General features: G+C 43.1%; 25 protein-coding genes. 7 read left to right on the plus strand and 18 right to left on the minus strand.

All coding sequences use genetic code 11. The features are described from left to right. Window positions 1-74: 74 nt before the first annotated feature. From A7D23_RS07865 to A7D23_RS07875, 4 genes are all read right to left on the minus strand, one after another. The gene (locus tag A7D23_RS07865; protein WP_068883482.1) at window positions 75-317 is read right to left on the minus strand and encodes a recombinase family protein; all 243 of its coding nucleotides are present in this window, start codon (window positions 315-317) and stop codon (window positions 75-77) included. 13 nt (window positions 318-330) lie between these two features. Next, on the minus strand, window positions 331-903 hold the full coding sequence (locus A7D23_RS07870; protein ID WP_068883484.1) for a hypothetical protein: 573 nt from the start codon (window positions 901-903) through the stop codon (window positions 331-333). 82 nt (window positions 904-985) lie between these two features. Beyond that, window positions 986-1288: a hypothetical protein gene (locus tag A7D23_RS15830; protein ID WP_141690655.1), complete on the minus strand. Its 303-nt coding sequence runs from the start codon at window positions 1286-1288 to the stop codon at window positions 986-988. After that, window positions 1230-1853 (minus strand): recombinase family protein, encoded by a 624-nt coding sequence (locus A7D23_RS07875; RefSeq protein ID WP_068883486.1) that lies wholly within the window; start codon window positions 1851-1853, stop codon window positions 1230-1232. The genes A7D23_RS15830 and A7D23_RS07875 overlap by 59 nt, the downstream gene beginning before the upstream one ends. Before the next feature lie 162 nt (window positions 1854-2015). Between A7D23_RS07875 and A7D23_RS07880 the strand changes: the two genes are divergently transcribed. Next, window positions 2016-2516 (plus strand): hypothetical protein, encoded by a 501-nt coding sequence (locus A7D23_RS07880; protein WP_068883487.1) that lies wholly within the window; start codon window positions 2016-2018, stop codon window positions 2514-2516. 555 nt (window positions 2517-3071) lie between these two features. Next, a complete protein-coding gene (locus A7D23_RS07885; protein WP_068883489.1) occupies window positions 3072-4607 on the plus strand; it encodes an S-layer homology domain-containing protein in 1536 nt (511 codons plus the stop codon). A gap of 47 nt (window positions 4608-4654) precedes the next feature. Here A7D23_RS07885 and A7D23_RS16035 read toward each other — a convergent pair whose 3' ends face one another. From A7D23_RS16035 to A7D23_RS07960, 14 genes are all read right to left on the minus strand, one after another. Next, a complete protein-coding gene (locus A7D23_RS16035) occupies window positions 4655-4822 on the minus strand; it encodes a hypothetical protein (protein WP_158208146.1) in 168 nt (55 codons plus the stop codon). Continuing rightward, a complete protein-coding gene (locus tag A7D23_RS07890) occupies window positions 4812-5204 on the minus strand; it encodes a hypothetical protein (RefSeq protein ID WP_068883491.1) in 393 nt (130 codons plus the stop codon). Before A7D23_RS07890 ends, A7D23_RS16035 begins: the two co-directional genes overlap by 11 nt. Window positions 5205-5268: 64 nt before the next feature. Then, the gene (locus tag A7D23_RS07895) at window positions 5269-5646 is read right to left on the minus strand and encodes a hypothetical protein (RefSeq protein WP_068883493.1); all 378 of its coding nucleotides are present in this window, start codon (window positions 5644-5646) and stop codon (window positions 5269-5271) included. 2 nt (window positions 5647-5648) lie between these two features. Next, entirely contained in the window at window positions 5649-6425 is a 777-nt protein-coding gene (locus A7D23_RS07900) for a hypothetical protein (protein ID WP_068883495.1), read from the minus strand. Beyond that, on the minus strand, window positions 6418-6630 hold the full coding sequence (locus tag A7D23_RS07905) for a hypothetical protein (RefSeq protein WP_068883497.1): 213 nt from the start codon (window positions 6628-6630) through the stop codon (window positions 6418-6420). Before A7D23_RS07905 ends, A7D23_RS07900 begins: the two co-directional genes overlap by 8 nt. A 12-nt stretch (window positions 6631-6642) precedes the next feature. After that, the gene (locus tag A7D23_RS07910; RefSeq protein ID WP_068883499.1) at window positions 6643-8916 is read right to left on the minus strand and encodes a tape measure protein; all 2274 of its coding nucleotides are present in this window, start codon (window positions 8914-8916) and stop codon (window positions 6643-6645) included. A 3-nt stretch (window positions 8917-8919) separates the two neighbouring features. Next, the gene (locus tag A7D23_RS07915; protein WP_068883500.1) at window positions 8920-9102 is read right to left on the minus strand and encodes a hypothetical protein; all 183 of its coding nucleotides are present in this window, start codon (window positions 9100-9102) and stop codon (window positions 8920-8922) included. Window positions 9103-9504: 402 nt separating this feature from the next. Next, the gene (locus A7D23_RS07925; RefSeq protein ID WP_068883505.1) at window positions 9505-9993 is read right to left on the minus strand and encodes a hypothetical protein; all 489 of its coding nucleotides are present in this window, start codon (window positions 9991-9993) and stop codon (window positions 9505-9507) included. Next, a complete protein-coding gene (locus A7D23_RS07930; RefSeq protein WP_068883507.1) occupies window positions 9986-10195 on the minus strand; it encodes a hypothetical protein in 210 nt (69 codons plus the stop codon). Before A7D23_RS07930 ends, A7D23_RS07925 begins: the two co-directional genes overlap by 8 nt. 278 nt (window positions 10196-10473) lie before the next feature. Continuing rightward, a complete protein-coding gene (locus A7D23_RS07935; RefSeq protein ID WP_242871510.1) occupies window positions 10474-11883 on the minus strand; it encodes an Hpt domain-containing protein in 1410 nt (469 codons plus the stop codon). Between the two features lie 30 nt (window positions 11884-11913). Further along, a complete protein-coding gene (locus A7D23_RS07940) occupies window positions 11914-12279 on the minus strand; it encodes a response regulator (protein WP_025205328.1) in 366 nt (121 codons plus the stop codon). After that, on the minus strand, window positions 12272-12889 hold the full coding sequence (locus A7D23_RS07945) for a TetR/AcrR family transcriptional regulator (RefSeq protein ID WP_025205327.1): 618 nt from the start codon (window positions 12887-12889) through the stop codon (window positions 12272-12274). The genes A7D23_RS07940 and A7D23_RS07945 overlap by 8 nt, the downstream gene beginning before the upstream one ends. Before the next feature lie 303 nt (window positions 12890-13192). After that, complete coding sequence (locus tag A7D23_RS07950) at window positions 13193-13399, minus strand: hypothetical protein (RefSeq protein WP_015044371.1); 207 nt, start codon at window positions 13397-13399, stop codon at window positions 13193-13195. 244 nt (window positions 13400-13643) lie between these two features. Next, complete coding sequence (locus tag A7D23_RS07960) at window positions 13644-14192, minus strand: Gx transporter family protein (RefSeq protein ID WP_025205325.1); 549 nt, start codon at window positions 14190-14192, stop codon at window positions 13644-13646. Window positions 14193-14363: 171 nt separating this feature from the next. Here A7D23_RS07960 and A7D23_RS07965 point away from each other — a divergent pair, with 171 nt between their 5' ends. The 5 genes from A7D23_RS07965 (at window position 14364) to A7D23_RS07985 (ending at window position 19648) form a co-directional block, all read left to right on the plus strand. Next, window positions 14364-15161 (plus strand): energy-coupling factor transporter transmembrane component T, encoded by a 798-nt coding sequence (locus tag A7D23_RS07965; protein ID WP_025205324.1) that lies wholly within the window; start codon window positions 14364-14366, stop codon window positions 15159-15161. Window positions 15162-15177: 16 nt separating this feature from the next. Further along, window positions 15178-16017, plus strand: a complete 840-nt coding sequence (locus A7D23_RS07970; RefSeq protein WP_025205323.1) for an energy-coupling factor transporter ATPase — start codon at window positions 15178-15180, stop codon at window positions 16015-16017. Continuing rightward, a complete protein-coding gene (locus A7D23_RS07975) occupies window positions 16002-16868 on the plus strand; it encodes an energy-coupling factor transporter ATPase (protein ID WP_025205322.1) in 867 nt (288 codons plus the stop codon). The genes A7D23_RS07970 and A7D23_RS07975 overlap by 16 nt, the downstream gene beginning before the upstream one ends. 183 nt (window positions 16869-17051) lie before the next feature. Further along, entirely contained in the window at window positions 17052-19271 is a 2220-nt protein-coding gene (locus tag A7D23_RS07980) for a hypothetical protein (RefSeq protein WP_038603134.1), read from the plus strand. Window positions 19272-19411: 140 nt separating this feature from the next. Beyond that, the gene (locus A7D23_RS07985) at window positions 19412-19648 is read left to right on the plus strand and encodes a Ger(x)C family spore germination C-terminal domain-containing protein (protein ID WP_025205320.1); all 237 of its coding nucleotides are present in this window, start codon (window positions 19412-19414) and stop codon (window positions 19646-19648) included. Window positions 19649-19685 lie beyond the last annotated feature (37 nt).

Consider the following 19685-nt stretch of genomic DNA (forward strand, 5'->3'; position numbering starts at 1 on the left):
CTGCCGTTTAGGCAGCATTTTTTAAAAATAAAATTCTGCTAGCGCTTCCAACTTCTCTGTAACAATTGGAAATTCTAACGGAATGATATCGTGGAAAAATTCCGGCACAGTAGTGTGAGAAACAACATTTTATCAAAGCCTGGACGCTTCAGGCTTGTACCGCTACGCCCACAATCGCTATATAGTTCGACAAGCTCATAATTATCACTCTCGCCAAACTCACGCTGAAAATAACTCATTTGATTTTCAAATGAGCTTAACTGTTCCTTGTCCTTTGTGCTTACCCGACAGTAACCACATATTTTTTCTCTTGCCATTTTCACCGCTCCTTTATCTAAGCAGGGCAGAGTTGCACATATCTACAAAATGCCGTAATTTGCTCTTGCTCTTTACCTCTAAAGCAATCTCGCCATACTGCGTATTGCTTTTTAGTACAAAATACAGATGATTTTTCGTCTTGTTTTTCGTTTCGGACTGATTTCTCTTTTTGCCGACTACTGCCCCCGCTACCAATCCCGCAGGACCGAGCAACGCACCGCCGACAGCCGCCGCACCGACACCGCCTTTTGTTGTGCCTTTCGTGATACTGCTGATAATCTCTTTTTCAGACCTTGAAGAAATAGCGATAATCTGCTCTTTTGTTATGCTCAATATATCGTTGCCGTTCTTTGCTCTGAAAGCAATTCCATCATTAGACAGGTCTATAAACACCTTTGCGTTTTCGTTTGCGGGAAGTCCGTACCAATGAGTACCCGCTAATTCAGCAAAAATACCTCGCTCGGTCATTTCCTGTTTAGCTTTGGAAGCGGCTTTTTTCTTTATGTAAACCAGAGCCACCACACACGCAACTACGAGAATGGGAAATATTATTGCTCCAATATTGCCAAATAAATCTTGTAACATCTTTCTGCACTCCTTTTATACTTTGATATTGTTATTCGGTACTAAGCTAAAGCGTGTGCTTTAGCTTTATTTTTTGCTGATATTATTTCTCTGCTGTTTTTATTCTTGACTTCCATTCATCATCAACCATAAAAATCAGTCGAGATTTTTTCTTTGCCAGTTTTGCCTCCTTTTTCATCTGCCTCCTTTTCTTCCGCAATTCTGGAGAGAAAAAGGGACAGCGCCTGTGTGGGTTGGCTTCTGCAATCCGCAACAACCTTTCGTTTATCTTTGCAATTTCAATTTCATTTTCCGTCTTAGCACTTACCGTAGGACATAATGGTTTTTCAATCTGGTACAGAGGATGAGGGGTCAATGTGCTTGAATCTTGTTTGTTTTTCTCCATTTTCAATCTCCTTTTCTTTTCGTTCGTTGATTGCCTTATATAGCGTACCCTGTGAAATATTGCAGACTTCACAGATTTCTGAAACGCTCATAGCCTTTGCGTCATGGAGTTTTAAGGCTTTTTCGATTGTTTTTTTATCTATCGGCGGTCTGCCGCCTTTGCGCCCCCTTGCCCTTGCCGCCGTTAAACCCTCATTTGTGCGCTGCACCGTTAAATCACGCTCAAACTGGCAGAGAGCAGAAAGGACTGTAACCAGTAGCTTGCCTGTCGGTGTGCTTATATCTATATTTTCTTTTAGGCTAACTAACGTAACGCCCCGCTCATTAAATAACTCCACTAAAGATAATAGGTCTTTTGTGGAACGTCCTAACCTTGACAGGCTTTCTATAACAACGGTGTCGCCCTCACGCATTTTGTCTATTAGCCTGTCTAATTCTGGGCGGCTTTGTTTCGTGCCTGTCATTTTTTCTTGGAGGATTTCATCAACGCCATATTTGCTTAGAGCATCTAATTGACGGTCTAAACTTTGTGCGTCGGTGCTGACCCTCGCATATCCAAACTTCATTTTTCATCACCCCCCTTTTTCAAATATACTCGGACAACAGCATTATAATATATTAACGTGTTTTTGTAAACCTTTATTTGCACTATAATTACAGTTGCAATAATGCTGTATGTCATACTTACGCAAAAATAAGTAGAATTATATAAATGGGAGGTGGTAAATATGTTTATCATACAAAAGCAAGAAACGACAAATAAGACGCTTCGTCTGCCAGATGACTTAATAGAACAGCTTGAGGAGATAGCTACATTTGAAAATATTTCATTCAATCAGCTTGTAGTGCAATGCTGTGAGTACGCTATAAATCATTTGCCGAGAAAAAACAATTCCATGAAAATAACAAGTACCGAGGATTTTAGACAAAAAAAGAAGCTGTATAGAACAGCTTTCTTAAAGCATATGGCGGAACATTCAAATGCAAGTCCTCAATCTGCGTCCCAAGCCTATACTGACGCTACCTTTGCCAGCCGCCCGCAACACTCCGAGCTAAATATAGACTTCTATAAACTGCTTAAAGGTGAGATTTCAATAGAGGACTATCAAAAGGCATTGACAATATATCTTGAAAAAATCGGTAGAAAGCGTCCTGCCCTTGATGTTCGCGGCTATGTCGATAGCTTTAAGAAATTGCAGGAGTTCTTTAAGCAAGCCGACTATATTTGAAATAGCCGAAAATTTTTAGTGCGCATCTTTGAAAATCCTCGAAATAAATCCCGCTATGCTGTGCGAGCGACCATCTATATCCATCTGTCGCATATATCGGGTACCCCACCCCCGCCATGCGGGTAACTGCTTCGTGTCGGTTATCGGCTCGGCGTGTATTGGTGTGTCATGCTTGTATTAGTAGATAGTTAATGCTATATAGGTATGCTGTCATGTTTTTATAATCGCTGTTGTATATCCATATACTAAAAAACGATGGTTTATTGTAATGTAGTTAATGCTCTATTTTCGGAAGGCTCTTTCGTATGGATTTATTACATTTACTTTTATATTTAACTATTTACATTTAACCACCGTTATTTATACTATTGCTATGACTTGTATATTATGTTCTATCTTCTATGTCTACCCCTCGGCGGTTTGTGGCGGCTGTGCGGCGTTATGCACCACGTTTATACACTTCCATATAAAATTACAAAACAACGTAGCATGGGCGTGTGCTACGTTGTTTTGTTTATATATAAGCCATTTTATTAAAAGACTGGAGGATTTGAAATGAAAAGACTATTAAGCGTACTACTTACCTTGACCCTGTTGTTTAGCATGGCAACGACAGCTTTCGCCGCTGAAGAACTATCCGAGCCAACAATATTTTCTGTCGGCTCTATGGAAGAACTGGAAACTGCTGTTGCCGCCGCTGTGGACGGTGATACAATAGAGGTAAAACAAAGAATTATTGTTACTGCCGCTATTAGCACCGATAAGCAAGTTACCATCACAAGAGCAAGCGAGTATTCAAGCGGCGCATTATTGGAATTGCGTGATAATGCTGTATTAGATGGATTTGCCTTTTTAGACAATGCAAGCGAGTTTAATACCATTGCTATAAACTTCTCGACCTTGACCCCCGCCGTTATTCAAAACTGCACCTTTAGCATGACAGGAGAGCAGGGGAGTAATTATATCAATATCAGCGGCAATATGGATATAAACAAGGCTGTTATTGAAAACTGCTCTTTCTCTGGGCGTATGGAGAGAGCCATAAAAATTATGTCGAATACGCAAGTAGAGATAAAAGGCTGTACATTGAATGGCGGTGGTATTAACAATAACGGTGAACTTATCGTAGACAATACCACTATTACAGGTGGCATAGGCGAATCTGGCGGCGGCATTCTAAACGGTGGCGTTCTTACTGTTTCCGATTGCCACATATACGGAAATACAGCGACTAATGATGGAGTGGGAACGGACATTCATTCTTATGGTACTTTGAGCATTACAGGCAGTATGACAGATGGCGAGGGCTTTTATGATGAAGCAACAGGGCAGAAGCTGACCTTGCCTATCTCTGAATACACCACTTTAGCAAAATTAGTGTATCTGACTGATGAAGCGGCGGCAGAAAGATTTAACCCGCCTGCACCTGACCCCGACCCTGTTCCAGATCCAGAGCCTAACCCGCAACCCAACCCACAGCCGGACGATAACGGCGATGATGACGATTATACGCCGCCGGTACATAGACCCTCCCGACCCACTACAACCACGACTGCGCCCGTTGTGCAGCCTACTGCAACGCCTGTGCGTGCTCTTGCCTGTGGCAATGCTGTACTTGATGTTTCTCGCTCCATTGCTCTGGACGGATATAGCGGCGGCAAAGCTGATGATTATTTGACAAGAGCGCAGTTGGCTACAATTATTTATCATCTGTTGGACGCTAATACTCTGGCTAAATATGATACAGCACAAAGCACCTTTACTGATGTTCCCGCCAATGCTTCATATAGCCGCCATGTGGCTACGGTTACAAAGGCGGGAATTATAGATGGTGTCGGAAACGGCTGTTATAACCCGAATGGACGGTTAACATGGGCACACGCTTTGACCGTTTTAACTCGCTTCGTCAAAAGTGAGAATTATACTCTGCAAAATATCAAATATGACGGTTGGGCGGTAAAGGCTGTGCAAACCGCCGTTGCCCACGACTGGATTAGAGATAGAGCGGATTTTAAGCCGACTGCCGCTATTACACTCGGCGAGTTCGTAGAGTTTTTTAACAGCATACTCGGCTTGTATCAGACTATATAAATAAAGGCGGCTATGCAGAATGTTTCCAAACTGTATAGCCGCTTTCTTTAATCTTCAATTTCATCTTCGCCTGTATAGACTATGACATCTGCACCCTCTGGAATCTTAGCAAGTTGTGCTTGTGTCGGCTCTTCAAAAAAGACGAAAAGTGTCTTTTCCTTGATTAGCTTCTTTTCAAGCTTTTTTACTCGCTGTAACAATACTTTACTCTGCATTGAAAAGTTCCTCCAATCTGTCCATTCTGGCTATAATCTCTCGACCGTCAACGTGTCGGGCAGTATAAGTAAATACGAGTTCTGCCGCCCGCAGTTTTGCGTTGGTGGTTGTGTTCGGGTCATTTAGAATAGACAATACCTTTCCCACAGCCATTTCTAAGTTACTCGACATTTTAGTCCATGCGGCATTGACAATCTTTGTTTTCATTTCCTGCAAAGCGAGTTGAAAATCCTCGTTTTCTAAATACTTATATCCAGTTGACCGATTGATATTTGCCACTCGGCAAGCCTGTGAAAGATTATCGGTCTTGGCATACTCGATTAGAAACGCCGATTGCTTTGTTGTTAGTCCCGCTATCTTCTCAATTTTATCGTTATCCATGTAAAACACCCCCTAAAATTATTCTTTGTTGGATTGTAATGGTCTGTACCTCTTTTTGCGTGTATCAAAATATTCTCGCTTTAGCAAAGTTAGAGGAAGGACGTTGGCTATCTGCTTGTATATCGGCGTTTTCTGTGTTATCAATGGTAATACTGGTGTCAGTATTATCAAACGCCGTAGCGGGTAAATCTCGTGGTTCTGCGTGTACAGTATCAACTGGTTTTGTATTACTTTCAGTATCGCTGTATATAGTTTCGTTTGATTTGCTATGACTTTGGTGTGGTTTTTTAGGGTCTTTTTCACCCCTCATGAAATCGAGCGTGGCTGTTATACTACCATCTGGCTGTATATCTGGCTCTTTAGGCTCGGCAGTTACATTGTAGCTATAATTGCTCAGCTTTTTTTCTGTGAAGTCCATATCGAAATATCTATCGAAAAACATATTTATTCACCCCTTTTCGCAGCACTGATAATGGATTCAAACCACGGATTTACTTCTTCCATACTGGGCAACCTCGGCTGTTTCAATTCGTGAAAATAGAAATCACCTGCTTTTTCTGCTTTATCCATGCCCACCCACTCGGACGCTTCACTGAGCATAGCAGTTCCAATCACGTCATTAACTGTCAGCGGGTTAATTTCACTCATCATCTTATCGAGTGCAGCTTCTTTATCCGCATAGAAGCGTTTTTCTGCCGCCGACTGTGCATTCTGTGTGGCGGTGTTGTAGTGGCTTTTTAACATTTCGCTAATTTTGGAGTCTTTGCTAATGTCGGGGTCATTAGCTAAAAACATAATCGCCCTTGCGCCTTTCTGCGTATTGATATATTCTGCAATTACCCGCTCCGCCAATACAGGCTGATTCTTGCACTCATTTACAAGGCGTGTTTTAATGAGCGTCTGCAAAAACTGTAAATCTGTATAGTCGGCGGCTGAATAGTTATGCTCAAAGTAAATATCTTTTGCCTGCTTGTATTCTTCCATCGCCTTGTCAAGTTTCTGGCGGTTCTCCATAACAGCTTTCAGACAAAAATCGTAATATTCCTTGTTAAGCTCCGCAGTCTGCTCTTTCAGCCATTTTGCTGTATACCCTTTATCCTCGGCAATCTGTTTCAACTCCGCAAGCATACGGCGATACGGCTTGTCCTCAATCAGCTTTTGAATTGAGGGGCGGTTGTTCTGACTGTCAATATACCTCTTCATTGCTCCAAAGTTACTCATTTTCTTCAATCTCCTTTATCAATTTTTTTAATTTGGTTGTGGTATCGGCAAACCGACCCTGTTTTAATTTACCGATTATAATTTTCATCTCAACGCCATTTTCCAGATTTTTGTCGCAGTTGCTATATAGGCGAAAGAGGTCATGCACAGTATTTATGAACCCCATTTCTATATCTGTTGGAATATCTTTGCGTTTTCCGCGCATGACCTCACCCTCTTAGTTGACTACAAGAGAAGTAGCCATTCCTTCTTCAACCATGTCTGTAAGCTTTTCCATGATTTTGTTGAGGTCTGCCGTTTCTCTAATATCACCGAACTTGTTATTCTGAACAGGCGTAATGTGTTGCAGATTAAGCAAGAAATCTCTTGCCGCCATATCCCTAAGCAGTTTCAAATCCTCGTCTTTAATTTCAACATCACTGTTGATTTTTCCAACGGAATCCAAATTGCCGCCGTTGATACCGATTGTGCCGTTGCCGCCGATTAGCTTTTCAAGATTGAAATCGAAATTTTCCATCTTGTTTGCAATATCAGCACCGAATGTATAACCGCTATCCCAACCGTCCATAGGATTTAGCATTGTAGCGTTACCCCAATCCGCAATACCCTGTATCATTGCAGTACCGCCATTCCATACATCACCCATTTTGTCAGTTATGTTCCAGTCATCGTATTGCCCTTTTCCTGCAAACATATCTCCTAAAGTGCTGTATGAATCTTTCCACTGGTCGCCTATGCTTTCAAACTCGCCGAGCGGGTCAAGTGCCTTGTTCAAGTCCTCAACCGATTTTCCTAAACCATCAATCCACCCACCGACTGTTCCCGACAGGTTAGAGCCGAAAACAAAATCAATAGCCTTTGCAATCGCCCACAAGATACCGAGAACGCCTTGACCGAGCCAAACGAACACTTGATAAATGCCGACTATTGCGCCCTTGACAACGCCGTATGCGCCCTTTACGATAGAGAATAGAACATTGTAGACGGTTACAAGTGCGCTCCATATAGCAAGTACCGCCCATAAAACAATCTGAACAATACCCTGCACAGCCATTATGACAAGCATACCCGCCCCGACACCTATAACGCCTACCGCCACAAGTGCACCGATCAGCACGTCATACAGTAGATAGGCGAGGAACAGGAAACCGCCTGCAATACCGCCGACTATTTCCCCCGCCGTTACTCCCGCTTGCAATAAAGCGTAAATCAGAACACCTACAAGAGCAACGACAAGCAAAATCGGCCACGCAGCAATGCCCCAAGCTATGGCAGCTTGTATGGCGGCGTATGTAGCTACGACACCAAGCGTTATAAATGCCGCCTGTAAAATATGTGAGCTGTTTTCAAGACCGTTAAACCAACTGATTAAATCACCTATCCAGTCGATAAGCTGAATAATGCCATCTACAACGAATGTAATTCCTGTTGCGAGTGTTTCTAAAAACTTCGTACCCGAAGCCGATTCCAACCACCCGACCAGTTGCCACGCCTTATCATTTATTCGGGCAAGTGCGCCATCACCCGCCGACAGCATTTTAAGAAACCTGTCCCAAATGTTACCGACCATTGTCATAGCCTGTCCAAACTGTTTAGGCGAATCTTCAAAAGTGCTGTCAATGTAACCGCCCATTTCTTGAAAAGCGGCGATAATGCGCCCTGTGGTTAGTTCACCCTCTGCGCCGAGTTGCTTCAAATCTCCTATTGTAGTATTCAAGAACCTGTCAGACAGTACGCCCCTGTCAGCAAGAGCAGTCAGACCCCTTGAAAGTACATCAGTTAATCCAGGTGCATTTTCTCTAATAGAGCGGAGTTCATCACCCTGTAATGCACCCGAAGCAAGAGCTTGTGATAACTGCATGAGTGCATTTCTGGATTCCTGCGCCGACGAACCGCCCAAGAAAGACGATTTATTCAGCAGTTCCGCAAGTCTGATAGCCTGTGCGCCGTTACCGTCCGTTGCTCCTGTTGCTAAAACACGAGCGGCGAGATTAGCCGTACTGTCCAAGTCGGAACGTGAGTTCATAGCCGCTATATACGAAGCGTCAAACAACTGTTGCGGCGTTGCGCCTGTCTTATCGTATGTAGCAAGCCGATACTGAATAGCGTTTAAGCTGTCGGGCGTTTCCATAATCCCTGTCAATGCGTTTGCCGCATTTTTCAGCAGATACACCCCTGCGGCTAAGTTGGCGAGATTAAAGCCATGTGAGCCAATGCGTGACATATTGCTGTTAATCTGCCCTGTGGACTTTGACAGATTACCCGCCATTTTATCCGCTCTGTCTAAGTTGTTCTGCATCTTGATAAGCTGATTATTTGCTCTCTGAATATCCTTTTGCGCCGCTTGATATGCCTTGCTCTGGACACCCTTATTAGATTGCCTGTCCAAGTTCTGCATAACCCGCAACGTGCTGTCCATTGACTTCATCACCGAGCGGAGAACAGGGGACATTCTATCCTGTAAGCTGATAGAGTTTTTAATATTTGCCATTTGTTACACCTGCCTTTCGCTAATATCTACCACCGAGGGGTGGCGGGGAGCAGGGGAAGAAGTCTTTTTAATAGCTTCTGAAAAACTCTGCTCTTTTTGCCGCTTGCGATATTCAACCATATATTTCTGCATATATTCTCTATGCCGCTGTTTCTTTAGTTCCTCTGGAACTTTCGGTCTTGCCATTTAACTCGCCCCCTTTGTCTAAACTTTCTGATAATTCACTCGCCACATTTCCCGAATGTGAGCGTAGAGAATACTCATTTCACTTGCTATAATCGCTATCCACATTTTCACAGTGCCGATTAACAGTAGAAACGGTAATCGAGCGAAAATAATGATGTGGAATGCGATTGCGCTAAGCGCAACGATAATAGCGACTAAAACTGTTTTAATAATTTTCATGTCGGTTTTTCCTTTCTTTATCGAGTTTTTAATCGAGTGCTTATGCGTATGAAGCTATGTGTGTATTGAGCATATATAATATTACATTACACTTCGTTTGCTATTTCAGAGAGCCTAAAAAGCACCGCCGTTACTGGCTTTTCCGCACCTTGCCCCTGAATGAAAAACGTACAATTTTGCTCATTACACATGGCGTAAAATTGTACTCTGTTCTTCGATATATGAGGTTACTTGTGCTATCCGTTCGGGAGTTGATAGATGGGTCTTGCTAAAGGTGGTATCAGCATTTCGCTTCCGCAGGTTCTTCAAAATCTTTTCGGCACAGCTACTTGCTCCGTAACCCTGTATCATGATGTGAATATGCGGGTCTGTTTGGTGGGGAGCAGGAACAACGACATTTTTACCTGTTTCTGGATTCCATGTCAGCCTACTATCAGCACAAATAAACTGTTTTTTGCCGCCTTGGTTTTTAGGCTTGTCATAACCCATCTTGCCGATATAATTAGTGTTCGTAACTGATACGCCGAGAATAAAACTGATTTCTTCTTCCTGCTTATTCTTCAACCGCACACATACTGCCCGAAGTCTGTTTAGCTCTTTTTCAACATCGCATACGCTCTGAAACTTGCGTTCATCACATATAAGATAAGCTGTGTTTACTTTGCTACGCATTACGACCACCCGCCTGTCTGATTTCTATTGCTTTTTGAATAAAGGCGGCGTGCTCTTCGGAGCAGTTAAATAGTTCGACATAATTTGAAAATGTGCCATCAATATTCTTTCTCGTCTTGAACACAGCAACAGGCTCACCTTTTTTAACAAGAGCCGAATAGTTTTCGGTTTCCATCATCAAGTTTAGTTCTCTGAAACTCATTGCCCATGCCCTCCTTCCGTTAAATAAATTATACGACCCTCTTGTGATGAAGTAAACCCGAAAATACTATATATAGTGTTTATTTCGCAAGTTTATAGGAATTAACAACTACATATAGAAAAAGCTAAGGAAAAAGCCTTAGTTATTTTTTTGACCTCTATACAAAATACACAAACAAAAAAGCAAGCTACTCAATGTAACTTGCTTCACAAGGTTATGACCACCACGAGATTTGGGCGAGCTGACACTTTAAGGCGGTGGGTGGTGTGTTTGTACCTCTAAATAGCCGCCGTTCTTCTCGTGGTTATATCGTGGTTGTGTGTGTACCGTTGAAATGTAGTATATAACAGTCCTGTAAATAGCTTAAAAACACCGTTGAAATGTAGTACATAACAAATGATATTTTTGTCAACTTCCGTTTCCTCACCGATGATCTCTAAACGCACTTCTTTGTTCAGCTTCTTACTCATATCGCGTACGATTCTGTGCATTTTGTGAAAGGTCGTCGACAGCGGAACCATCCGGATCGCCATGACCATATCCTGCAATTCCCCGGTGATTTTTCCGAACTGCCGGGCTGCCTTATAGAAATTATCTAGCTGCAGCCCTTTAAGGTCAGGGTTTTGGGTAACCATGGCCTCGGCAATCACCATTTCTCCGACCAGGTCCATCAGTCTGTCCAGCTTGGCGACATTGACACTGATGATGCTCTGCTGGGCAGAAGAAAGAGAGACTTCCTTCTCGGCCTTTTCCTCCCTTTCAACTGTCTGTAGGACAGGAATCTGTGGGGTTAAAGCATTCTCATGTTGATTCATCACCGGTTCGTCTTCCTGATCTTCGATCTGCTCCAACTTCAGCTCTCTGAGGAAAATCGTCTGCATGAAGAATTCATGCATTTCTTCATAGCTTTTATCTGTCCTTAAGACTACTGTAAAGCCCTGTTCTTTAATGACCTGAGCACTCAGATCATTTTCAATAATATCTTCCGGGGTGAAAATGTACTTGTCCACAATTTCTTTCAAATTATGGATGACGGTGTAGGCTCTGATATTTTCCATTTCACAGCCGTCCTGATAGAAAATTACAGCCTTGTACCAGTTCTTTTTAGACAGGGCCGCCGGGGGCTCTGTTATGTTCGGGGCAATATAATATCTGGGTTTTTCTTCAGGTATTTTTTCAGTTATTTCTTCTATGTCTTCCGGCATGTCCTTCAGATCTTCTACTGAATTTTTCTTCGTTTCTTTCCTGGATGTAAATACTTTTTCTGCTGAAGAATTTTGTAATTTCAGTTTGTTCAGGAAATCTGCAATCGTCTCTTTCAGACGCTGTGCATCTCCGTCAACGGGGTCTTTGGCTTTGACTTTTTCCAGTTCGACTTTGAGAAAATCGACACCTTCGAGCACAATATCCGAAAGCGCGGAGCAGTCGACCTCCCTGGGATCGTTTTCGCGGATGAAATAAAACAAGTCCTCGATTGAATGGGCAAGAGAAGCGATGTTGTCAAAAAGCATCATTGCAGATGAACCCTTAATGGTATGCATGATCCGGAAGATCTCATTGACATCGTCTTTGGAAATATGATTGGATTTTTCACTGGCCAGAATGGAATGCTCTAGCTGTTCAAGCAGATTGGACGTTTCGAAAATATACAGGTCTAACATGGATTCATTGGAATAATTACCAGCCATTTTTATCTGCCCCCCAAACATATCAACTGACTATTTTAATGCATTCACCTGATTTAAGGTTTTGACTACGACATCCTCTTTGAACGGTTTGATAATAAAGGACTTCGCACCAAGCGCAACAGCCTGCCTTACCATACTTTCCTGTCCCATCGCGGAAACCATCACGACCTTGGCTTTCGGATCAAATTTCATGATTTCAGGTAATGCTTCCAAACCGGACATTTCAGGCATCGTAATATCCATGGTAACGACATCAGGTTGCAATTGTTTATAGCTTTCCAGGCCTTCCAACCCGTTCGCAGCCTCACCGACGACCTCAAAACCGTTGTTCTGAAGCATATTTTTGATCGCCAGCCGCATAAATGCCGCATCATCTACAATCAGTACTTTAATCAATGGACTCCCTCCTTTGAGGATTAATCTTGTCTTGAATGAAAGAACCCAGGATCGTGTTAACTGCCTCCAGGCATTTTCCCCGTAAAGAGAAAGAATACTGCTGTAGTCTCCACCTCGCGCAAAGCGCTACGCAGGTTCCGATAATAATATCAGTCAGCATCTCACTCGATAGTTTCGGAGATATTTCCCCTGTCTCCTGGCCTTTCTGAATAATTTTCTTTAAAAAAACAAATCGCGTTGAATAAATGTCTTCGACTTTTGATTTTAACGCTTCGTCATAGCGCATAATTTCCAAAGATAGAAGTACTGCGGTGATTGACGGGTAATTTTCGTAATACGAAGAAAATGATTCGACAAGAAAAATAATCGCTTCTTCCGTGGTTTCTTTCTGCTGGGCCGTAAGGAACAGGTCGCTGTCATACTGCGAGAAATAATCCAGGACGCCGAGCATCAGTTCATTTTTGCTTTTAAAATGCTTATAGATGGCTCCCTCGGTGATATTCTGCTTTTTGGCAATCTCGCGTGTTGAAATTTGGTGGATTCCGTATTTATCGATCAGATCAATTGTCGTTAAGATGATGCTTTCTTTCCGATGTATTAGTAAATTCATATGGTAATAAACTCCTATCTTGGAAAGTAAGTGTTTACTTACCATCTTTTACACCTAATATACTGCATAATTTGTCGAATGTCTACAATTTTTGACATAATATTTTAAATATTTTGATATATTCTTCGTATGGCTAAATATATATTTGGATTGGCTTACATACAATTTTAGGGGATAAAAAAAGGCTTCCTGTTAAATCAGATAAGCCTGTTTCCCTATTTAATATTTTTTCGTTGAATTTGGATTAAAGGAATCAAAAAAGAGATTGATGCAATTTGATTGATTCAATCTCTTTTTTGAGCTTTATGATTCGCAGCTTCCTGAACTGCAGTCCGATCCGCACTCACCTTTTAAGGGTGATTTGATTTCAAATTGGTCCCCATCGGGGGTGTCAATATAATTGATTACAACACCCTCAAGAACTTCTGTAAATTGCTTGTCTGCGACAATTTTTAGTCCATGCTGTTCATCAAATATATCGTCAGGGGTCTTTGACTCATCCAGAGTCATGCCGTAATTCGGCCCCCTTCAGCCAATGCCGGCTACATAGAGCCGCAAGTAAGAATCATCCATATTCTGAGTCACCATGATGTCTTTAATTCTCTTGGCCGCGATTTCAGTAACTTCAAACATAATCGCACCTCCTTTTTAGTCTGACAATCATTATTCATATTACATGAATGAGAAATGCTTGTCAAAACTGATTGAAAAACAAATTGAAAAGTTGTAGTATGTCTAATTAATTAGCAGATTTTTACGTATCCTCAAGCAGCGTATTAAACCGGTTTGTTGCCTTGATATATTTCACCAGTTCATTAATAATAATTCCGGTTATGATTCCGGTAGGCACTGAAAAAAGTAGCATAACAGGCAAGTAAAAAAAGATCCCTGAAAACCTTAGAACCAAGGCTGCCATGGCCAATTGCCCGAGATTATGGGCTACAGCCCCTGCTACACTGATACCAACCATACTCAGACCTGTAAATAGATATAACAGCACTGCCATGACGATCGCAGCTGCAACAGCGCCTAAAAAGCTCATAAAAAAACCCATGCCGAATAAGGTCCCACTGAGCAGAGAGCCGAGAATTGTCCGCAGTACGGTAATCTGTAGGGCCGTCTTAAAGTCAAAGACAACCAAAGCCACCAGGGTAATAATATTGGCCAAACCCAGCTTCACTCCCGGTATAGGCAGCGGACTAGGGAACATACTCTCAAGATAATGAAGAACGGAGGCTTGCGCCACGAGAATGGCAATAACAGCCAGTTTCTTTGTTGATATCACATTTTTGACATGTTCCATAACTGGATCTTCCTCCGAATTATGCAATCCCCTTCAGATCATGCAATTTTTATTTGATGTCTTGTTTTAATCGAAGTCTTATTTTAATCAAATAGATTTATTTTATTTGCATTAAACCCATATAAGTACTATTATTCATACGAAACAGAAATTGTCAAAGGAGCCTTTTCAATGATCGGTATGAAATTAGGCCAATACGTCTATGGGAATTCCCTGCTCCATTTGTTGGATCCCCGAACGAAAATATTGAGCTGCTTATTGGTCATTTTTTCCGTCATAATTACCGATAATTTGTATTTTCTGCTTTTCTTGATTCTATTAATGGCTGCTGCCATTATTTCTTCCGGATTAAGCTATCAATTAATTCTGAGCAGTTTATTGAAATTAAGATATCTGCTTCTTTTTACGCTGGTCTTCCAGGGATTTCTCACGCCGGGCGAGACCGTTTTGATGGTTGGAAAGCTCAGTATGACCAGAGAAGGTCTGATCTTAGGGCTGATCAATATATCGCGGCTGGTTATTTTATTTTTAGGCTCTATGATTTTACTGATGACAACATCATCCCTCAAATTATCCGCAGGAATCGAATACTTGCTGCTACCATTAAGGAAATTACATATTCCTATTCATAATTATACAACCATCCTCAGCATTTCTTTTCGCTTTCTTCCTACTTTATTTGAAGAAGCGGCCATCATAAAAAATGCTCAAAAATCAAGGGGAGCCCAATTTGATTCATCAAATATTGCCGTCCGGATAAAGAGCTATACTGCCATTCTCATCCCCTTATTTGAAGCGTCCCTGGTTCGGGCCGCTGACTTGGGTGAAGCGATGGACAGCAGGTGCTTTACTTCCCATCCCAATCAGTTAAGGTTAAACCGTTTGCAAATGAAACGTCGGGATATCCTGTTCTTAATCCAAATGACCGCCGTTTTAGGTACAGGTATTACGATTAGCATTCTTCTATAAGTCAGGAGCCGAAAGTATGACTGCTCAAGGTATCGAATTCGTCAATGTCACAAAGCATTATATAGATTACTCTCAAGGGAAAACACCTGCGCTGAAAGATATCTCCTTGTCGATCAGGAAGGGCGAATATGTCGGTTTGCTTGGGATGAATGGTTCGGGAAAATCTACCCTGGCCAAACTATTAAATGGCCTGCTTAAACCAACGGATGGAAAGGTCTTTATCAATGGGCTTGATACGGCAAACATTGAACAACTGCCTGAAATCCGCAGACTTGTCGGTATGGTTTTCCAAAACCCCGATAATCAATTAATCAGTCCTGTCATTGAGGAAGAAATTTCTTTTGGCCCTGAAAATTTAGGGCTACCAATTTCAGAAATCAATCGCCGGATTAATTGGGCACTCCAGGTGTGCGGCCTCGAAGACAAAAGGCATCATGCACCGCATCTGCTTTCAGGCGGACAAAAACAAAAAGTGGCTCTGGCCTCGGCCTTGGCGATGCTGCCGGAATACCTCGTTCTTGATGAGCCGACTTCGATGCTGGATCCGACAGGAAGGAAGGAACTGCTCGAACAGCTGAAGGTCTTAAATAAACAGGAAGACATGACCATTCTGATCATCAGTCATAATCCCGAGGATTTGGTCCAGGCAGACAGGCTGATTGTTCTGGATCACGGATCAATTTTTTTACAGGGAACCCCAAAGGAAGTCTATGCCAGTGCAAAGTTGGCAGAACTGGGACTGGATACCCCAACGGTTTACCAATTGATCAACCAATTAGGATCAAACGGATATTCTGTTCCCGAAAATGTCAAATCTGTCCGGGAGTTGGTGGATTATCTATGCCTGCAGTTGTAGAAACGAATCATCTTTCTTATACGTACTTACCCGGTTCAGTTTACGAACATCAAGCCCTCAAAGACATTAATATCTCTCTAACAAAAGGAGAATTCCTTGGCATACTCGGACCTAACGGTTCCGGTAAATCGACACTTGCCCAACATTTTAACGGATTGATCCGGCCTACCTCCGGTCATATGACTGTATGCGGGATTCCAACTTCGGACCCCAAATTAAGTAAAGATCTTTGGAAAAAAGCAGGGCTGGTTTTTCAATATCCCGAACAGCAGATTTTTCAAGTTACGGTCTTTGATGAAGTGGCCTATGGCCCGAGGAACTTAGGCCTGCCTGAAACAGAAGTCGCAGAAAGAGTCTATGATGCTCTGCGGCAGGTTGGTATAAACCAGGAAAATATCAACCAACTGTCCCCGGTCACACTGAGCGGCGGCATGCGAAGAAGGGTCGCCATTGCCGGGATGCTGGCCATTCAGCCGGAAATACTCATCCTTGATGAACCCATGGCAGGTTTGGACGCTGCCGGCCGGAAGCTGCTTTCGGATATACTCAAAAAACGTCACGAAAAAAAAGAAACGACGGTCATGATCTCTCATAACCTTAAAGAAATCATGGCCATCACGGATAAGATTGCTATTTTGGACAGTGGATCCATAATCTTTTTCGGAGACGTTAAAGACCTGCTGATGAAACCTGAAATTCTTGGTCGATATCAACTGGAATTGCCGGAGTACTTGCAAGTTGTTTATCGGCTGGCTGAGAAAGGGTTTGCTATCAAAACGGACATCAGCAGTATGCAAGAAGCCAGCGAAGAAATCCTAAGATTTCTTCAAGAAAATAAACATGGGGCGTAACGAAACTTTAGTTTAAGTTTCGATGTGCCCCATGTTTCTGTTATAAGCTTCGAAAACGGCAAAAAGTAAAATAAATCGATAGAATACTCCTTTAGGGGTGGTTATGTTTTGTCCATTTTCTAAGCCTGAACATATCATATTCCAGCAAATGTTTGGAATATTTTTTTTGTTTCAGGAGGATGAATGCAGAGCATGTTTTTTGAACGGGAAGACTGGAAATTATTCAGAAATATGGAAACCTTGCCCCAAAAAGCGGGGGTGCCGAGAAGTAAATTGTCCAGGCTGGTTTGCAAGGAACTCACGGATAATGCGCTGGATCTGGGCGGCGATTGTGAAATCGGTTATGAGGGCGGTTTTTTTTATGTTAAGGATCACGGCAGCGGCCTCGATCCGGAACTGTTTTCCATCAACAGGCCGCTACGGTCCTCCAAGTATTTAAGACTGCCAACCCGGGGGGCATTGGGTAACGGTCTGCGCGTGGTAGCCGGGGCGGTAGTGGCGTCGGGCGGCGAACTCTATGTTTCAACCCGAGGCAAAAATTATAAAATCCATTTTCAAAATGACGGTACAGCCTTCCCGGAAAGCTTAAGCGATTATGACGAAGCCGGGACAAAAATTAGATTTACTCTGGGCGAAATGCCTATCGATTCAAGCTGGGCAAGCCTGGCAATGGAATATGCCCAAGGTGAAACCTACCGGGGAAAGACCTCGCCCTATTGGTATACCAGTGAAAACTTTTTTGAATTGTTTCAGTCCTATAGCGGATCGGTCCGGGAACTAATCACGCAGTTCGACGGTTGTACCGGTGGGAAAGCCGGGAAGATAGCCGCAGAATATACCAAGACGTCTGCCGCAGCCTTGGAGTTCGATGAGACGGAAGCGCTTTTGGCTGAGCTCCGAGCAGCGGTTAAAAATGTCAGTCCCGAGAGGCTGGGGCGGATCGGCAAGCTGGATGGGTACAGCGGCTATTGTAAATCAGCCGGCACCTTTAAGGCCAGGACCGTCAAAGGGGAACACGACGCGGAAATAGCGTTTGTCCTTGAAGTGTACGCGATACCCTCCGATACGCCCCATATAACGGTACTGCTCAATAAATCCCCTGTGACCGGCAATGTCAATATTTACCACAATAAAAATTTGCTCAGTATTTTCGGCTGCGGTTTAATCCTATGTGTGAAAGCCAAACCTGCCGTTATTCTGATCAATATCATAACGCCCTATATCCCGGTTGTGACAGATGGGAAAGAACCGGATCTCTCGATCATCAGCGACACCATGGCAGAAAGCATTCAAAAGGCGGTCAGTAGAGCCCAAAAATCCCTGCCGGGCGATGTGGTGGAACGAAAGAAATCCCAAAAAGAAGTCGTGGCGGCATGCCTGCAACAAGCCATTGCTAAAGCCAGCGGCAACGGCGAATACCGTTTCAGCCTGCGTCAGCTTTATTATGCCGTCCGGCCGTATGTGATCAAAGAAAGTGGCAAAGAACCGGATTACGCCTATTTCTGCACGGAATTGATCAGCAGTTATGAAGCACAGCACGGTGACATTCCGCTAATGTACCGGGATGAGCGGGGGACGCTGTACCATCCCCACTCAGGCCAGGATATTTCCATCGGCACGATCGCGGTGGAAAACTATCAGAAGCCCGTTTGGACGTTCAATAAAATCCTGTATATTGAAAAAGAAGGCTTCTTCAATGTGCTCAAAGAAAAGAAAATCCCGGAGAAATATGATATGGCTTTACTCACCAGCAAAGGTTATGCTAGTGGAGCGGTCAAGGATTTGCTTGATGCGCTCGGAGAGAATTCGGAGGAAGAGATTACTTTTTTCTGCATTCATGACGCGGACGCATATGGCACGACGATCTATGATACCCTGCAAAATGAAACCAAAGCCAGGCCCGGCAGAAAAGTGAAGATCATCAATCTGGGGCTGGACCCGGAAGAAGCCGTCAGCATGGGGCTGGAAATCGAAAAGGCAGGAAAAACAGGCCGCAAGAAGGGCGTGGCCAGCTATATTGATCCCGAGTGGGAGAGCTGGCTGCAGGACTACAGAGTGGAACTGAACGCCATGAGTACGCCGCAGTTTCTTGCCTGGCTGGAGGGAAAAATCAGGCTTTACGATAAAGGCAAAGTGATACCGCCCGAAAGTACCATGCTGGAGAGCCTGGATCACAGCCTTCAGGATAAACTCGGCCAAAAGCTTGCAGCGGAAATATTGGAACAAAACCACTATGCTGATCAGGTTACGCAAGCAGTCCGGCAAGTTAAAGAGCGCTGCGGCGACAGCCAAACCCGGTTAGCTGAGACAGTGCAGGCGGAGCTTAAGAAGGAACCGGTCAATCTATGGAAGGATGTCATTAAGGCCGTGTCTGAGGATATGATTAAAAATTGCCGTTTTTGAGATTTGACTACACTAGTGTAATTAATCTTAAAACAGCCGAATTTTTAAACAGAGGCTGAGATGACCCTCAGGGAAAACCAGACTTGCACAGATCCACAAGCGGACGTTAGTGGCAGCAGCGTAAATGTTCAGAATCTGCTTTGAATTGCTCAGCCCATAATATTATCGAAGACAGGCTGCGGGATCTTTCCACGCAGGCAGTTGATAAAGCCAAGGAATACAATTCAGATTTTCTTGGTTTTACAGAAAAACTCCATCATACTAACCTCTCAGCATGGCAGACGCTAGGATCGGACTGGCGGAAAGCTTTTCTTACAGCGGAAGTAGAAATCGTGGTCGATGCTATGATCGTCCAAACCGGGATGATGGGTGAATAAATTATAATGCAATATCAATTACAATTGATATTGTATC

Source organism: Dehalobacter sp. TeCB1, assembly GCF_001707455.1.
Classification (GTDB): Bacteria; Bacillota; Desulfitobacteriia; order Desulfitobacteriales; family Syntrophobotulaceae; genus Dehalobacter; species Dehalobacter restrictus.

What these genes read in the sequence shown, in the direction of transcription:
- A7D23_RS07960 (WP_025205325.1), bottom strand. Translation starts at nt 14,192, where the DNA reads ATGGAACATGTCAAAAATGTGATATCAACAAAGAAACTGGCTGTTATT.
- A7D23_RS07930 (WP_068883507.1), bottom strand. Translation starts at nt 10,195, where the DNA reads ATGAGTTTCAGAGAACTAAACTTGATGATGGAAACCGAAAACTATTCG.
- A7D23_RS07970 (WP_025205323.1), top strand. Translation starts at nt 15,178, where the DNA reads ATGACTGCTCAAGGTATCGAATTCGTCAATGTCACAAAGCATTATATA.
- A7D23_RS07980 (WP_038603134.1), top strand. Translation starts at nt 17,052, where the DNA reads ATGCAGAGCATGTTTTTTGAACGGGAAGACTGGAAATTATTCAGAAAT.
- A7D23_RS07875 (WP_068883486.1), bottom strand. Translation starts at nt 1,853, where the DNA reads ATGAAGTTTGGATATGCGAGGGTCAGCACCGACGCACAAAGTTTAGAC.
- A7D23_RS07965 (WP_025205324.1), top strand. Translation starts at nt 14,364, where the DNA reads ATGATCGGTATGAAATTAGGCCAATACGTCTATGGGAATTCCCTGCTC.
- A7D23_RS07900 (WP_068883495.1), bottom strand. Translation starts at nt 6,425, where the DNA reads ATGAGTAACTTTGGAGCAATGAAGAGGTATATTGACAGTCAGAACAAC.
- A7D23_RS07895 (WP_068883493.1), bottom strand. Translation starts at nt 5,646, where the DNA reads ATGTTTTTCGATAGATATTTCGATATGGACTTCACAGAAAAAAAGCTG.
- A7D23_RS07945 (WP_025205327.1), bottom strand. Translation starts at nt 12,889, where the DNA reads ATGAATTTACTAATACATCGGAAAGAAAGCATCATCTTAACGACAATT.
- A7D23_RS07865 (WP_068883482.1), bottom strand. Translation starts at nt 317, where the DNA reads ATGGCAAGAGAAAAAATATGTGGTTACTGTCGGGTAAGCACAAAGGAC.
- A7D23_RS07915 (WP_068883500.1), bottom strand. Translation starts at nt 9,102, where the DNA reads ATGGCAAGACCGAAAGTTCCAGAGGAACTAAAGAAACAGCGGCATAGA.
- A7D23_RS07950 (WP_015044371.1), bottom strand. Translation starts at nt 13,399, where the DNA reads ATGACTCTGGATGAGTCAAAGACCCCTGACGATATATTTGATGAACAG.
- A7D23_RS16035 (WP_158208146.1), bottom strand. Translation starts at nt 4,822, where the DNA reads ATGCAGAGTAAAGTATTGTTACAGCGAGTAAAAAAGCTTGAAAAGAAG.
- A7D23_RS15830 (WP_141690655.1), bottom strand. Translation starts at nt 1,288, where the DNA reads ATGGAGAAAAACAAACAAGATTCAAGCACATTGACCCCTCATCCTCTG.
- A7D23_RS07935 (WP_242871510.1), bottom strand. Translation starts at nt 11,883, where the DNA reads ATGGCTGGTAATTATTCCAATGAATCCATGTTAGACCTGTATATTTTC.
- A7D23_RS07880 (WP_068883487.1), top strand. Translation starts at nt 2,016, where the DNA reads ATGTTTATCATACAAAAGCAAGAAACGACAAATAAGACGCTTCGTCTG.
- A7D23_RS07870 (WP_068883484.1), bottom strand. Translation starts at nt 903, where the DNA reads ATGTTACAAGATTTATTTGGCAATATTGGAGCAATAATATTTCCCATT.
- A7D23_RS07910 (WP_068883499.1), bottom strand. Translation starts at nt 8,916, where the DNA reads ATGGCAAATATTAAAAACTCTATCAGCTTACAGGATAGAATGTCCCCT.
- A7D23_RS07905 (WP_068883497.1), bottom strand. Translation starts at nt 6,630, where the DNA reads ATGCGCGGAAAACGCAAAGATATTCCAACAGATATAGAAATGGGGTTC.
- A7D23_RS07885 (WP_068883489.1), top strand. Translation starts at nt 3,072, where the DNA reads ATGAAAAGACTATTAAGCGTACTACTTACCTTGACCCTGTTGTTTAGC.
- A7D23_RS07890 (WP_068883491.1), bottom strand. Translation starts at nt 5,204, where the DNA reads ATGGATAACGATAAAATTGAGAAGATAGCGGGACTAACAACAAAGCAA.
- A7D23_RS07925 (WP_068883505.1), bottom strand. Translation starts at nt 9,993, where the DNA reads ATGCGTAGCAAAGTAAACACAGCTTATCTTATATGTGATGAACGCAAG.
- A7D23_RS07975 (WP_025205322.1), top strand. Translation starts at nt 16,002, where the DNA reads ATGCCTGCAGTTGTAGAAACGAATCATCTTTCTTATACGTACTTACCC.